A 14,027-nucleotide genomic window follows, 5' to 3' on the forward strand; every position below is an offset into this window, starting at 1 on the left:
GCTCGGTGGCGTGCCCGGCCCGCCCGCCGGGTTCAGACCCCCCAGCGCAGGGCGGGGGTGTTCACGGGGGCGTCCCACAGGGACAGCATCTCGGCATCGGCCTTGCACACGGTGATGGAAACACCGGCCATGTCGAGGCTGGTGACGTAGTTGCCGACCAGGTTGCGGGCGATGGTGACGCCCTGGTCCGCGAGGACGGCGGCGACTTCGTTGTACGTCACGTAGAGCTCCAGCAGGGGAGTGGCGCCGAGACCGTTGACCATGACGACGGTCTCGTCGCCCGCGGTGAGCGGCTGGTCGGCGAGGATCGCGTCGAGCGCGGTGCGCACGATGTCCTTGACGGGGCGGATCTTCTCCCTGCGCCGACCGGGTTCGCCGTGGATGCCGACGCCGACCTCGATCTCGTCGGCCGGCAGGTCGAAGCCGGGCCTGCCGGAGGCCGGGGTGGTGCAGGAGGTCAGGGCGACCGCGAAGGACCGGGAGTTGGCATTGACCCGGCGGGCCGCCTCCACGACCGCGTCGAGGTCCGCGCCCTGTTCGGCGAGGGCGCCGGCGATCTTCTCCACGAACACGGTGGCGCCGGTGCCGCGGCGGCCCGCGGTCCAGGTGGAGTCCTGGACGGCCACGTCGTCGTCGACCAGTACGGTCTCCACCTTGACGCCCTCGTCGCCCGCGAGCTCGGCCGCCATCCGGAAGTTGAGCACGTCGCCGGTGTAGTTCTTCACGATGAACACCACGCCCGCGCCGCCGTTGACGGCCTGGGCGGCGGCGAGCATCTGGCCGGGGACCGGCGAGGTGAACACCTCGCCGGGACAGGCGGCGTCGAGCATGCCGGTCCCCACGAAGCCGCCGTGCAGTGGTTCGTGGCCCGATCCGCCGCCCGAGACGAGCGCGACCTTGCCGGGCCGGCCGCCGCCGGAACGGGTGATGACCTTGGCGGCGGTGTCGACGCTGAGCGCGGGGTGGGCGGCGGCGATCCCGGCCAGGGCGTCGTCCAGGACGCTCTCGGGGGCGTTGATGAGCTTCTTCACTGCAGGACTCCTTCGGCGGCGGCCGGCTCGGCCGGGGCCTCGGTGGTGGCGGCGGTCTGGCGGCGGGCACCGAGGGTGAGGTAGAGGAAGCCCGCGGCCACCGCGCCGGCGACCTGGGCGATCAGATAGACGGGAAGCTGCTCCCACTGCACGGTGCTTCCGGACAGTTCGCCGACCACCATCGGGCCGACGGTGCGCGCGGGGTTGATGGCGGCGCCGGTGGCGGGCGCCACGGGGATGATGACGGCGAAGACGGCGAGGCCGATGGCGAGCCCGGCGAATCCTCCGGAGGAGCGTTCGTCGATGGCGCCGAAGACGACGAAGGCGAGGATGAACGTGCCCACCGCCTCGGCGAGCAGCGCCTGACCGGCAGTCACGTCGGCTCCGTAGGCGGCGATGCCGAGACCGGCGGTCACGGCCTTCTTGCCGAGTACGCCCACGATGGCCAGCGCGCCGAGCAGCGCGCCCGCGATCTGTGCGGCGATGTAGCCGGGGACGTCCCGCCAGGGCGTCTTCCCCGTGGCGGCGAGGGCCACGGTGACGGCCGGGTTGATCTGACAGCCGGATATGTGTCCGATCGCGTAGACCATGGCGATGACGACCGTGGCGAAGGCGAGCGAGATCATGCCCAGTTCGGCCATGGTGAACGGTGCCTCACCGCCGACGATGAGCGTCGCGGGGACCGAACCGACGCCGATGAACACCAGCATCGCGGTGCCCAGCATCTCGGCGAGCAGTTTCTGTGGGTGTGTGTTCTCTTCCATGACGGCGCCCACCGCCGGCGGCGGTCAGGGCGTCTCACCTCCTCCGCGCGCAGCGGTTCATGAGGAAAGGGAGTGGGTGGCCGCCGGGCGGTCGGGGCGGGAAGCCCGGCGGCCATCCGGGAATCGAAATTCCCTAAGAGCGTTCACTATGGATGAACGATGTTCGGAAGTTAAGGCCGCGTTTCACCCGTGTCAAGGGTTTCGCGCCGGCCGGACGCACGGCCCGGGCCCGCCGGACTGCCGGGACGTGTACGTGGTCGGGCGGGGCGCGTACGCGGGCGGCCCGCGGCGCGGTGGCCGCGGGCCGGCAGAGAGGGAGGGTGCGTGCAGCGGGGTGGAGCGGTGTGCGGACGGTGTGTCCGTGCCGCCGGTCCGCCGACCGTCGGGCCCGGCCGGCGGCCGCTGTCAGCCGCCCGTGCGCCGCATGGCCGAGCCCCTGGAGGCGCCGAGGTCGCGGGAGAGATTGCGTGCGGTCTCGCGCACCGCGACCGCCAGTTCCTGACGTGCGGTTTCCGCGAGCAGGCGCTCCACGGGTCCGATGATCCCGATGGCGCCGACGACGTCACCGGAGCGGTCGAAGACCGGCGCCGCGATGCCGGCGTCGCCGATGGCGCACTCCTGGTCCTCCACGGCGTAACCGGTCTTCAGTACCTCGTCCAACTGGTCCGCGAGCACGCCCGGGTCGGTGATGCTGGCGCCGGTGAGCACCGCCGGTTCGCCGCCCAGCAACCGCTCGCGGTCGGCCGCCGGCGAGTGGGCCGCGATCGCCTTGCCCAGGGCGCAGGTGCTCCACGGGATGCTCGCGCCGACCTCCAGGATCTGCACGGCGCCCTCGGGGCGGAAGGCGTGGTGCACGACCAGTACGTGGTCGCCGGTGAGCACGGCGACCCACACCGCCTCGCCCGTCCGGGTCGCGAGCTGGTCCGCCCAGGTCAGGGAGCGGGTGCGCAGTTCCTGCGTGTCCAGGTAGGCGTTGCCCAGCAGTACCAGGTCGGGGCCCAGTTGGTACTTGGAGCTCTCCCGGTCCTGGACGACCACGTGCTCGGCCTCGAGGGTGCGCAGCAGTGCGTGGACCGTGGGCTTGGCCACGCCCAGGCGGTCGGCGAGCTCGGACACGCCCAGCCGGGGTCCCGCGGACGCGAGTTCCCGCAGGATCTGGATCGCCCGCTGCACCGACTGCACCATAAAAGTTCTCCGTTCAGTATTGATGAACGCTGTTCCGGGATCTATGGTCACTGTTCATGAGCACCCCAGTCGGCATCGTACTCGTTTCCCACAGCGCCGAACTCGCCGCCGGACTGCGCCGGCTGGTGGGGCAGATCGGCTCGGAAGAGGTCCCCGTCGTCACCGCCGCAGGCACCGACGACGGAGGGATCGGCACCAGCTACGACCTGGTCCTCGCCGCGATCAAGGACGCGGACCGTGCGGGTGGCGTCGTGATCCTGCCGGACCTCGGCAGCTCCGTCCTCACCGCCCGCACCGTGCTCGAGGACCATCCCCGCCCCGACGTGCTGATCGTCGACGCACCCTTCGTCGAGGGGGCGATCGCCGCCGTGGTCACCGCCGCATCCGGCGCCGACCTGGAGACCGTCGCCAACGCCGCCAAGGAGGCCCGTCATGTCCCCAAGTTCTGACACCGATTCTCTCCCGCCGACCGCTCGCCACGAGGCGGAGGTCGTCCTGCCCGCCAATCTGCACGCCCGCCCGGCGGGCAGACTCGCCCGCGCCGCCGCCGGATTCACCAGCGCCGTGCACCTCGACCACGCCGGACGGTCCGTCAACCCGGCCGGAGTCCTGGCAGTGATGGGGCTGGGCGCGACCGCGGGCAGCACGGTGACCGTACGTGCCGAGGGGCCGGACGCGGAAGCGGCCGTGGCGGCGCTGGCCGAGATCCTCGCCACCGCCGAATAGCCCGACCTCGACAAAGACGTCGCCGACCACGGCCGCGGAAGCCGGCCCGTGTCCGCGCGGCCGATCCCGGCCGCGGCCCCGGCTCCTCCAGTGGCCCCCGCCCCGGAGTCCGGCGGGAGCGCCGACCCCTCGATCGCCGGCCGGTGGCCGGGGCCGGCGGGGGGAGCACCCCGATTCGGACGTGAGGTGGTTCGGCCCTGCCACCGGCTGAGTGCGCCCCGCGTGCCGCCGCCTGCCGCGCCGAGCAGCAGCCCCCGCGCACCCGGCACCCGGCCCCGGGGCGCGCGGGACGGACGTACCCGCCGGGGCCCTCCGGCCAACGTGCCCACCGATCGCCCGTGCGCCGCACCGGCGAAGGCGGACGTGCCGCACCTCAGTACCGGCCCCGGGCCACGCTGCCGCGAAGCCGCCGTGCACGAAGGCCGGCCCCGGGCGCCCGTACGGCTCGGCCGCGGCGACGCGCGCCGTCACCTCCGGCTCGGCCCCGCCGGCGGGGAGTCGCGGCCGAAGCCGCGGTGCCCGGGGAACGGGCTGGTGCGCCCGTCGCCTCGGTCTCCGTGAGGGCCCGCCGGACCGCCGCGTGCTGTTCGGCGGTCGGTGAACCGCTCGTGACGGATCACGTCCGGTCGCGCGGGGGCACGGGTCTCCCCGTCCACCGGAGCGCGCGGCGCCCTCTTCCGGCCCACGGGAACGGAGCCGCGCCGGCCCGCTCAGAGAATGCCGCGCTCGCTGGCACGGGCCAGCGCCTCCACGCGGTTGCGCGCGCCCAGCTTCTCCAGCGTCCGCTGCAAGTAGGTCTTGACCGTGTTCCGGGTGAGCCCCAGCACGTCGGCGATCTCCGGATTCGTCTCACCCATCGCCACCCTGCGCAGGATCTCGTACTCGCGGCGCGTCAGCCCGCTCTCCTTGAGGCGCCGGTTCAGCAGCACGCTGAGGAGATGGTCGGGGCTGGTGCGGACCACTCGCTCCCCGGCGTTGACGCGCCGCACGATGTCCACCAGATCGGACCGCTGGGCGTCCTTGACGACGACGGCGTGCGCTCCCGCCCCGAGCGCCTCCTCCAGGGCGGCGTGCTCCGGGTACGCCGTGAAGATCACGATCTTGACGCCGGGGACATGGGTCCGCAGCTCCCGGATCACCTCGGGAGCGAGCATGTCGGGCAGCCGCAGGTCGAGGAGTACGACGTCCGGCCTCAGCCGCTCCACCTCACTGATCGCCTCCCGTCCGGAACACGCGTATCCGGACACGGTGATCCACGAGGCGTTGCCCAGCGCCATGGCGACGCCGTCGCGGACGATCGGATGGTCGTCCACGACCAGTACACGTACGTTCGGCTCGGTCACGTCGGCACCCACGCCTGGACACTCACGCCGCCGTCCTCGTTGCGGCCCACCTGCGCCTCGCCGCCCACCCGCTCCAGACGCTCGGCCATGGTGGCCAGGCCGAGCCCGCCCGGTGGCCGATCGCCGGGCGGCAGGCCCACACCGTCGTCTGCGATGGTCACGCAGACCCCTCCGGAGTGCGTGAAGACGCTCACCACCACGGAGCGGGCCCGCGCGTGCTTCTCCACGTTCAGCAGCGCCTCACGCGTCGCGTCGGCCAGGGCCTTGATCGTGGCCGGCGGGAGGCCGGGCACCTCGGTGACGATGATGAGCCGGGCGATGACCCCGGTGCGCTCCTGGAACGCCCGGCAGTGGCCGCGCAGCGCGACGCCGAGGGCGACCTCCTCCGGCGGTGCGTGCAGCGCGTGCAGCGACACCCGCAGCGCGGCGGCGGCCTGGACCGCCTGCTCCTCCAGCTCCGTGAGGCGCGCGTACACCGCGTCCCCCGCGGGCAGCTCGCCGGTCAGCGTGCGGATGCCGGCCCCGATGGAGAAGAGCATGGCCCCCACGGTGTCGTGCAGCTCCAGCGCGAGCCTGCGCCGCTCCTCGTGCACGGCGATCTCCGCGGCGTGGCGGGCCCGCTCGGCGACGACGGCGGCCGCCGCGGCCCGGCTCGCCGCCTTCTGGAGGGACTCGGCCGTACGGTCGCCGAACGGGGACGTCTCCCGGTTGGAGCCGTACAGCACACCGAGCAGCCGGCCCTCGTGGACCACGGGAACCGCGATCATCGCGCCAAGGCCCTCGATCTCCGCCTGGGCGTTGAAGTGGTGGGTGATGGTGTCGGAGCGGCGGTAGTCACTGACCCACAGCGGGGACCGCCGCAGCATCACCTGCCCGCCGAGCCCGCACCCGGTCGGTACGACGAGACCGTCGACGGCGGGCGTGCGCGCGTTCACCGTGTGCCCGAGCACCAGCCGGTCCTCGCCGTCCGGCTCACCCACCCAGGCCACGTCCACGCCGGTGAGGTCCGGAACCTCGTCCACGACCCGGCGCATGGCGACGGACTGGTCGAGCAGCGCGAGGACCTGGCTGTATCCCTCGGTCAGCTCGAACAGCGCGTTCGGCATCGGCCGAGTCCGCCTGCTGTCTGGCACGTCAGCCATCGTAGGTGCCTCCCGCCCGGCGGACCAGAAGCGGACGTGCTCCGCTCGAGTGCGCACATCCTGGCCCGCTCCCGCGGCCCTGACCATCTCCGAATGGAGACCTCCGAAGGAATACCTCCTCCTGGAGCTACCCGGAGCCGACCCCGAAACCCAGGATCGCGGCCAGCGCCATCCCGGCGCTGGAACGACGGAGGCCGGATGCTCCAGGTACGCAATCTGAAAGTGCGCTACGGCGGCGCTGTGCTCGCCCTGCGGTCGGTGTCGCTGGACGTCCCGGACGGCGCGGTGGTCGCCGTCCTCGGCAGCAACGGGGCGGGCAAGACCACCCTGCTGCGCTCGATCTCGGGGGCGCTCGCCGACTTCGGCGGCGCCGTGGACGAGGGATCCATCGAGTTCGAGGGCAAGTCCCTGGTGGGCCGGCCCGCGGCCGCGCTCGCCGGGGACGGGGTGGTGCTCGTGCCCGAGGGACGCCGCGTGTTCACCAGGCTCACCGTGGCCGAGAACCTGCGGGCGGGTGGTTTCGCCGTGAAGGACCGGGCCCGCCGCGCCGCGGCGGCCGACCGGGTGCGGGAACTGTTCCCGCTGCTGCACGAGCGGCGCGACCAGCGGGCCGGCCTCCTCTCGGGAGGACAGCAGCAGATGCTCGCCATCGGCCGGGCCCTGATGGCCTGCCCGCGGCTGCTCCTCATCGACGAGCCCTCCCTGGGGCTCGCCCCGCGGATGGTCGGCCACATCGGTGAAGTGATCAAGGAGATCAACGCCCAGGGCACGACCGTCCTGCTCATCGAGCAGAACGCCACGATGGCGCTCTCCGTCGCCACGAACGCCGTCGTCCTCACCCTCGGCGAGGTGACCCTGTCGGGCACGGCCGCCGCCCTCGCCGCCGACGAGTCGGTGCGCGACCTCTACCTGGGAGGCCCGGCGCGCTCCGCGGACGACACGGAACCGGCGGCCGGTGAGGCCGAGCCGCCCGGCGGGGAAGGCCCGGAGGATCCCGCGGGCCGGGACGGGGACGCGGCGGGCGGCCGCCGCAGGCTCCTGGAGAGGTGGTCGGCATGACCGGGTCCACCGGCACGGCAGCGGCGCCTCCGGCCGAGCACGCGCACGCGGACGCCGACGGGGCGGTCCTGGTCGTGGACGGCGTGACCGTCCGCTTCGCGGGCGTCACCGCGCTCGACGACGTCTCCTTCGCGGTACGGGCGCGCCACATCCACGCGGTGATCGGCCCCAACGGCGCCGGCAAGTCCACGCTCTTCAACGTCCTGTCCGCCGTCTACCGCCCGGCGAGCGGCGCCGTCCGCTTCCACGGCACCGATCTGACCCGGCTGCGTCCGCACCGGCTGGCCGCACTCGGGGTCGCCCGCACCTTCCAGAACATCGCCCTGCTGCCCGGGGCCTCGGTCCTGGAGAACCTGCTCCTCGGCCGCCACCAGCTGCTGCGGCCCGGGGCCCTGTGGCGCGCCGGCCACGGCAGGCCCGGCCGCGCCCTGCGCGACCACCGGGAGCGGGTGCGCGACATCGCGGACTTCGTCGGGCTGGCGAACCTGCTCGACGTTCCCGCGGGCGGACTGTCCTACGGCGACCAGAAGCGTGTGGAGATCGCGCGCGCCCTGTGCATGGAACCCGCCCTGCTCCTCCTCGACGAACCCGCCGCCGGCATGAACGCGCACGAGACCACCCGCACCGCGCAGCTCATCCGCGACGTCCGCGACAGCCTCGGCATCCCCGTCCTGCTCGTCGAGCACGACATGGGCCTGGTGATGGGCATCGCCGACCGGGTCACCGTCCTCGACTTCGGCAGGCGCATCGCGGACGGCACACCGGAGGAAGTACAGCGGGACCCCGAGGTGCTGCGCGCCTACCTGGGAAGCGGCGACGACACCGCGCCGTCCGGCACGCCCGAACAGCCCGCCCCCGCCACCCCGTCTGAGAGATGACATGCACAACCTCCTCCAACTGCTGATCGGCGGACTGTCGCTGGGCGCGGTGTACGCACTGCTCGCCCTGGGGTTCGTCGTCGTCTTCAAGGCCACGCACGTGGTCAACTTCGCCCACCCGGCCCTCCTCATGGTCGGCGCGTACTTCACCTCCCGGTTCAGCACCGTCGACCGGTTCCCGTTCGCCGTCGCCGTACTGCTCGGCGTGGGGGTGGCCGTCACGGTCGCCGTGGCCGTGGAGTGGCTGCTCGTACGGCGTGTCAAGGGCGACGCCGTGCTCGCGGTCAGCATCATGACCATCGGCGTCGACGTGCTGGTGCAGACGGAGATGAGCCGCCGGATCGGCATCGACGTGCTCCCCATGGGAGACCCGTGGGGCAACGGCATCGTCACGCTCGCCGGGGTGACCGTTCCCCAGACCCGGCTCGCCGCACTCGCCGCCGGCATCCTCCTCATCACCGCGTTCCTCGCCTGGTTCCGGTTCTCCCGCTGGGGCGTGGCGATGCGCGCCACCGCCGAGGACCCGGCGACCGCCTCCCTCATGGGCATCCGCCGGAGCCGGGTCTCGGCCGCCTCCTGGCTGATCGCCGGCGCGCTGGCCGCGGTGGCAGGTGTCTTCCTCACCGTCTTCCCCTCGCCGGGTCTCGAACCCGCGACCGCCGCCGTGGCGCTGCGGGCCTTCCCGGCGGCGATTCTCGGCGGGCTCGACTCGGTCGGCGGCGCGGTCGTCGGCGGGCTGGTCGTCGGCGTGACCGAGGCCCTCACCCAGGGCTATGCGGAGGACCTCGCCTTCCTGGGAACGGGCTTCCACACCGTCATGCCCTACCTGGTCATGGTGCTGGTGCTGCTCGTCCGGCCCACGGGCCTGTTCGGAACCAAGGAGCTGCACCGTGTCTGACTCCCGGCCCACGAAGACACCGGCGGAGACCTCCGCGACCGCGACCGCGACGGAGACGTCCCCGCAGACCCCCGCGCAGACCCCCGAGCCGGCCGCGAAGACGGCGCGGACGGCGAAGACGGCCAGTACATCGGGAACGGCGCAAACACCGGGGACGGTGCGGGCCTTCGCGGCCGCCCTGCTCCGGCGCCCCCTCCCGCGGCCCGGATGGGCCCTGCGCGCGGCCGGGCTCGCCGCTCTGCTCGCCGTGCCCTTCTACTTCGAGGCGTTCTGGCTGCAACTGGGCCTGTTCGTCTACGCGACCGCGGTGGCGGCGCTCGGCCTCACCCTGCTCCTCGGCCAGGCCGGAATGCTCTCGATGGGCCACGCCTTCTTCATCGCCCTGGGCGCGTACGGGTACACGTACCTCGCCTCACCGGCCGGCGAAGACCGGGTCGGCCTGGGACTCCCGCCGCTGCTCGCACTGGTCCTCGCCGTCGCGCTCACCGGAGTCGCCGGGCTGCTGTTCAGCCCGGTCGCGGCCCGCCTGCGCGGCATCTACCTCGGGATCGCCTCGCTCGGGCTGGTCTTCGTGGGCCAGCACGTCCTGGTCGGCGCCGAGCCCCTCACCGGCGGGGTGAACGGCCGTGACGTCCCCGGTTTCGCCCTGTTCGGATTCGCCTTCGAGGACGTGCCCGGCCTGACGACCTATGTGCTCGGGGTGCCCTTCGGGCGCGAGGAGCGGCTGTGGTACCTCGCCCTCGCGGTGCTGCTGCTGGCCGTGGTCTGCTTCCGGCTGCTGGTGCGCGGCCGGGTGGGGCGTGCCCTGCGCGGTGTCCGCGACCACGAGGTGGCCGCGGCGGCGATGGGCGTGAACGTGGTGCGGTACAAGGCGTACGCGTTCCTCGCCTCCTCCATGTTCGCGGGGCTCGGCGGCGTGCTGCTGGCCCTCGCCTTCCGCCGCATCATCCCGGACACCTTCGGCGTGATCATGTCGGTCGAGTACTTGGCGATCATCGTCATCGGCGGACTCGGCTCGGCGGGCGGTGCCGTCTTCGGGGCCCTGTTCGTCGCCTCCCTGCCGGCCGTGCTCGAACGCTATGTGTCCCAGCTCCAGGGCTCCGGCGCGGAAAGCGGCGGCCTCACCTCCGCCGTGCTCGCCAAGTTCGTCTACGGCGCGGCGGTCGTACTGATCATCGTCTTCGAGCCCGGAGGCGGGTCGGCGCTGCGCGACCGTCTGCGGCGCCGCCACCGGCGCGGCGACGACCGGCCCGGGCCCTCAACCTCCCTCCCTCTCCCCCCGCTTGCCGACGAGCAGGGTGTCTCCACCACCGAAAGGCCGTAACACCATGTCGCACCTCACCCAGACCCCGTCCCGCGACCGTGGCAGAACCGGGCGCGGAACCCGGCGCACGATCGCCATGTCCGTCCTGCTCGGCGTCCTGGTCACCGCCGGCTGCTCCACCAAGGCCACCGAGGGCGACGCCCCGGCCGGGGGCTCCGACAAGCTCGCCACCGGTCCCGGTGTGACCGACAAGACGATCAAACTGGGCGTGCTGACCGACCAGACCGGTGTGTTCGCCGGCGCCGCCAAGGCCGGCAACCAGGGGCGCGAACTGTTCTGGGACGAGAAGAACGCCGAGGGCGGCGTCTGCGGCCGCAAGGTCGAGTTCGTCGTCAAGGACCACGGCTACCAGACCCAGCAGGCCGTCTCCGGCTACGCGCAGATCAAGGACGAGGTGCTCGCCCTGGACGAGCTGCTCGGCTCGCCGATGATCGCCGCGCTGCTGCCCACGCTGGAGTCGGACGAGATGCTCACCCTCGCGGTCTCCTGGTCGTCGACCCTGCTCGACAACCCCTACGTGGTCATCAGCGGCACCACGTACGACATCGAGATGATCAACGGGCTCCAGCATCTGGTCGACACCAAGAAGCTGGGGCGCGGCGACGTCGTGAGCCACATCTACCTGGAGGGCGACTACGGACAGAACGCGCTGGAGGGCAGCCGCGCGGCGGCGAAGAAGCTGGGCCTGAAGCTCAAGGAGCACAAGATCAAGCCCACGGACACCGACCTCACCGCGCAGGTGACCAGCTCCCGCAACGCGAAGGCGAAGGCGGTTCTGCTCACCACGACCGGTGCCCAGACCGCGTCCGCCGTCTCCGTGGCCGAGGCGTCCGGTTACGGCGCCACCTTCCTCGGCTCCAACCCCTCCTTCAGCCCCGCCCTGCTGAGCGGCTCCGCCAAGTCGGCCCTCCAGAAGCAGCTCCTCTTCGTCAGTTCCGTCGCGCCCTTCTCCTCCGAGGCGGACAGGCCCGCGAAGGTGCGCAAGCTGTTCAACAAGAAGTTCAAGGGCGAGGCCCAGTCGTCGTACGTCATGTACGGCTACGCGCAGGGCGAGATCATGGCCAGGATCCTCGAGACCGCGTGCGAGAACAAGGACCTCACCAGGAAGGGCCTGTTCACGGCCCTGAAGAACCTGTCCCGGGTGGACACCGGCGGCCTCGTCGCCCCGCTGGACTTCAGCAACTCGGGCCAGATCCCCGCGCGGCAGACGTACGTCCTCAAGCCGGACGCCAGGACGGAGGGCGGCACCAAGGTCGTCAAGGAGCTGTTCACCTCCGAGCTCGGCGCCACGTACAAGCGCGACTGACGGTCCGTCACTACCGAAGGAATCACAGCGAATGTCCAGCACAACCCCCCTGCCCAGCACCATGCAGCCCGTGCCGCTGCTGATCCGCCGGCTGCTGGAGCACGGCGCGACCCTGCACAGCGGCAGCGAGGTGACCACCGCCACCGACGCGGGCACCAGGACGGCCACCTACGCCGAGGTGGGCCGCAACGCCGCCCGGCTCGCCCACGCCCTGTCCGGCCTCGGCGTGGGGCCGGGCGACCGGGTCGCCACCTTCATGTGGAACAACCAGGAGCACCTGGAGGCCTACCTGGCAGTGCCCGCCATGGGCGCCGTGATCCACCCCCTGAACATCCGCCTCTTCCCCGAGCAGATCACCTACATCGCCAACCACGCCGAGGACACCGTCGTCATCGTCGACAGCTCTCTGCTGCCGGTCTTCGCGGCACTGCTGCCCGAGATGCGCACCGTGCGGCACGTCATCGTCAACGGGCAGCCGGCCGACTCCGCGGTCCTGCCCGAGACCCCCGGTGTGAGCGTCCACGACTACGCGCGGCTGCTGGAGGACCGGCCCGAGACCTACGACTGGCCGGACGTGGACGAGAACCAGGCGGCCGGCATGTGCTACACCTCCGGCACCACGGGCAACCCCAAGGGCGTCGTCTACAGCCACCGTTCGCTCTACCTGCATTCACTGGGCATCAGCCTGCCGGACCTGATGAACATCTCGGCGGCCGACCGGCTGCTCGTCATCGTCCCGCAGTTCCACGCCCAGGCATGGGGCCTGCCGTACGCCGCGTTCCTCACCGGTGCCTCGCTCGCCATGCCGGACCGCTTCCTCGCCCCCGCGCCCCTCGCCGCGTTCATCGCCGCCTCCCGCCCCAACAAGGGAGCGGGCGTGCCCACGGTGTGGCAGGGGCTCGCCGGCCACGTCCAGCAGCACCGGGACGCGGACATCTCCAGCCTCCGGGAGGCCGTCGTCGGCGGCTCCTCCTGCCCGCCCTCCCTGATGCGTACCTATGAGGAGGAGTTCGGCATCAGGCTGCTGCACGCCTGGGGCATGACCGAGATCTCCCCGCTCGGTGCCCTGGCCCGCGAACCCGAGGGCACCGAGGGCGAGGACGCCTGGCGGTACCGCGTCAGCCAGGGCAGGTTCCCCGCCCCCGTCGAGGCCCGGCTCATCGGCCAGGACGGCGCCGTCCTGGCCTGGGACGGGCGCAGCGTCGGGGAGCTGGAGGTGCGCGGCCCCTGGATCACCGGCTCCTACCACCTCGACGACGACCCGGAGAAGTTCCACGACGGCTGGCTGCGCACCGGCGACGTCGGCACCATCACGGCGGACGGCTTCCTCACCCTCACCGACCGGGTCAAGGACGTCATCAAGTCCGGCGGCGAGTGGATTTCCTCCGTCGAGTTGGAGAACCACCTCATGGCGCACCCCGCGGTGGCCGAGGCGTGCGTGGTCGGTGTCCCCGACGACAAGTGGGGCGAGCGGCCGCTCGCCGCGGTGGTGCTCAGGGAGGGCAGCACAGCCGCACACGGGGAACTGCGCGGCTTCCTCGCCGGGAAGGTCGCCGCGTGGCAGTTGCCCGAGCGCTGGGCCTCGGTCCCGGAGGTGCCCAAGACCTCGGTCGGCAAGTTCGACAAGAAGGCGCTGCGCAAGAGCTACGCAGCGGGAGAGCTGGCCGTCGACGTCATCGCATGAGCCGGTGAACACCCCGGCGCACCCTGCCCTCTGACGAACTATCACCAAAAACAGGACGAGCCATGAGCCGCAACATCCTGCCCCCGCAGGGGGATCCCCATCCGACCTCGGCGCTGTACCTGAGCAGGCTCGACCACGAGTACCTGTACTCCGACGCGGAGCTTCGCCGGGCCGTCGCCGACACCGTCGCGGCCCTCGGCGGTACGTACGCCGTGGACCGCCGGTACGCCGACGCCCTGCACAAGGAGCTGACGCGGGACCGGGACCGGTGCGAGGCCCGGCGGAGCTGGGCACTTCGCACGGCGCGGGAGCTGGCGCTGGGCCGGGCCGGTGGTGCTCGCCGGATCGGCGCCGGGGCCCCGGCCGGTGGCCGCTCCGCGCCGCTGAGAGGGGCGTCATGAGCCCGGCCCCGACACCTCCGGGACGGGAACCCGGACCCCGGCACGGGTTCGATCCCTGGGGCTCGCCGGACGGGTCCGGCGCGCCGTCGGCGGGTGGGCCGCGGCCCACCCGCGGCGGCCCGTCGTGGTCGGCGGACCGGTGGAGCGAACCCCACCCGCCGCAGGGGCCGGGCACGAGCCCCGGCGGTCCGGGACCGGAGCCCGCCCATGACACCCGTCCCCATGCCTACGGCCCCGGAGCCGGCTCCGGGCGGCCCTACCCGTCCCACGGCCCCGGCTCCTGGGC

At 72.6% G+C, this 14,027-nt stretch carries 14 protein-coding genes; 9 read left to right on the forward strand and 5 right to left on the reverse strand.

What is annotated here, in order from left to right; all coding sequences use genetic code 11:
* Positions 1-32 precede the first annotated feature (32 nt).
* The 3 genes from dhaK to GUY61_RS23870 form a co-directional block, all read right to left on the reverse strand.
* A complete protein-coding gene (gene dhaK / locus GUY61_RS23860; RefSeq protein WP_166632288.1) occupies positions 33-1,031 on the reverse strand; it encodes a dihydroxyacetone kinase subunit DhaK in 999 nt (332 codons plus the stop codon).
* Positions 1,028-1,795, reverse strand: coding sequence for an MIP/aquaporin family protein (locus GUY61_RS23865; RefSeq protein WP_166632289.1), 768 nt, complete (start codon positions 1,793-1,795; stop codon positions 1,028-1,030). Before GUY61_RS23865 ends, dhaK begins: the two co-directional genes overlap by 4 nt.
* 405 nt (positions 1,796-2,200) lie before the next feature.
* Positions 2,201-2,980, reverse strand: coding sequence for an IclR family transcriptional regulator (locus tag GUY61_RS23870; protein WP_166632290.1), 780 nt, complete (start codon positions 2,978-2,980; stop codon positions 2,201-2,203).
* 56 nt (positions 2,981-3,036) lie between these two features.
* Between GUY61_RS23870 and dhaM the strand changes: the two genes are divergently transcribed.
* Both dhaM and GUY61_RS23880 read left to right on the forward strand, forming a co-directional pair.
* Complete coding sequence (gene dhaM / locus GUY61_RS23875) at positions 3,037-3,429, forward strand: dihydroxyacetone kinase phosphoryl donor subunit DhaM (RefSeq protein WP_166632291.1); 393 nt, start codon at positions 3,037-3,039, stop codon at positions 3,427-3,429.
* Entirely contained in the window at positions 3,413-3,706 is a 294-nt protein-coding gene (locus GUY61_RS23880) for an HPr family phosphocarrier protein (protein WP_166632292.1), read from the forward strand. Before dhaM ends, GUY61_RS23880 begins: the two co-directional genes overlap by 17 nt.
* 710 nt (positions 3,707-4,416) lie before the next feature.
* On the opposite strand, the gene GUY61_RS23885 is transcribed toward GUY61_RS23880, so the two are convergent.
* Complete coding sequence (locus GUY61_RS23885) at positions 4,417-5,049, reverse strand: response regulator transcription factor (RefSeq protein WP_166632293.1); 633 nt, start codon at positions 5,047-5,049, stop codon at positions 4,417-4,419.
* Positions 5,046-6,182, reverse strand: coding sequence for a GAF domain-containing protein (locus GUY61_RS23890; RefSeq protein ID WP_166632294.1), 1,137 nt, complete (start codon positions 6,180-6,182; stop codon positions 5,046-5,048). The genes GUY61_RS23885 and GUY61_RS23890 overlap by 4 nt, the downstream gene beginning before the upstream one ends.
* A gap of 207 nt (positions 6,183-6,389) precedes the next feature.
* Between GUY61_RS23890 and GUY61_RS23895 the strand changes: the two genes are divergently transcribed.
* From GUY61_RS23895 to GUY61_RS23925, 7 genes are all read left to right on the forward strand, one after another.
* Positions 6,390-7,250, forward strand: coding sequence for an ABC transporter ATP-binding protein (locus tag GUY61_RS23895; RefSeq protein WP_166632295.1), 861 nt, complete (start codon positions 6,390-6,392; stop codon positions 7,248-7,250).
* On the forward strand, positions 7,247-8,128 hold the full coding sequence (locus GUY61_RS23900) for an ABC transporter ATP-binding protein (RefSeq protein WP_166632296.1): 882 nt from the start codon (positions 7,247-7,249) through the stop codon (positions 8,126-8,128). The genes GUY61_RS23895 and GUY61_RS23900 overlap by 4 nt, the downstream gene beginning before the upstream one ends.
* Before the next feature lies 1 nt (position 8,129).
* The gene (locus GUY61_RS23905; RefSeq protein ID WP_166632297.1) at positions 8,130-9,026 is read left to right on the forward strand and encodes a branched-chain amino acid ABC transporter permease; all 897 of its coding nucleotides are present in this window, start codon (positions 8,130-8,132) and stop codon (positions 9,024-9,026) included.
* Positions 9,019-10,350, forward strand: coding sequence for a branched-chain amino acid ABC transporter permease (locus GUY61_RS23910; RefSeq protein ID WP_166632298.1), 1,332 nt, complete (start codon positions 9,019-9,021; stop codon positions 10,348-10,350). Before GUY61_RS23905 ends, GUY61_RS23910 begins: the two co-directional genes overlap by 8 nt.
* A 4-nt stretch (positions 10,351-10,354) precedes the next feature.
* Positions 10,355-11,656, forward strand: a complete 1,302-nt coding sequence (locus GUY61_RS23915) for an ABC transporter substrate-binding protein (RefSeq protein WP_166632299.1) — start codon at positions 10,355-10,357, stop codon at positions 11,654-11,656.
* A gap of 31 nt (positions 11,657-11,687) precedes the next feature.
* Positions 11,688-13,340, forward strand: a complete 1,653-nt coding sequence (locus GUY61_RS23920; protein ID WP_398956654.1) for a long-chain fatty acid--CoA ligase — start codon at positions 11,688-11,690, stop codon at positions 13,338-13,340.
* 62 nt (positions 13,341-13,402) lie between these two features.
* The gene (locus tag GUY61_RS23925) at positions 13,403-13,741 is read left to right on the forward strand and encodes a hypothetical protein (RefSeq protein WP_166632300.1); all 339 of its coding nucleotides are present in this window, start codon (positions 13,403-13,405) and stop codon (positions 13,739-13,741) included.
* Positions 13,742-14,027 lie beyond the last annotated feature (286 nt).

Source organism: Streptomyces sp. GC420, from assembly GCF_009916105.1.
Lineage (GTDB): Bacteria > Actinomycetota > Actinomycetes > Streptomycetales > Streptomycetaceae > Streptomyces.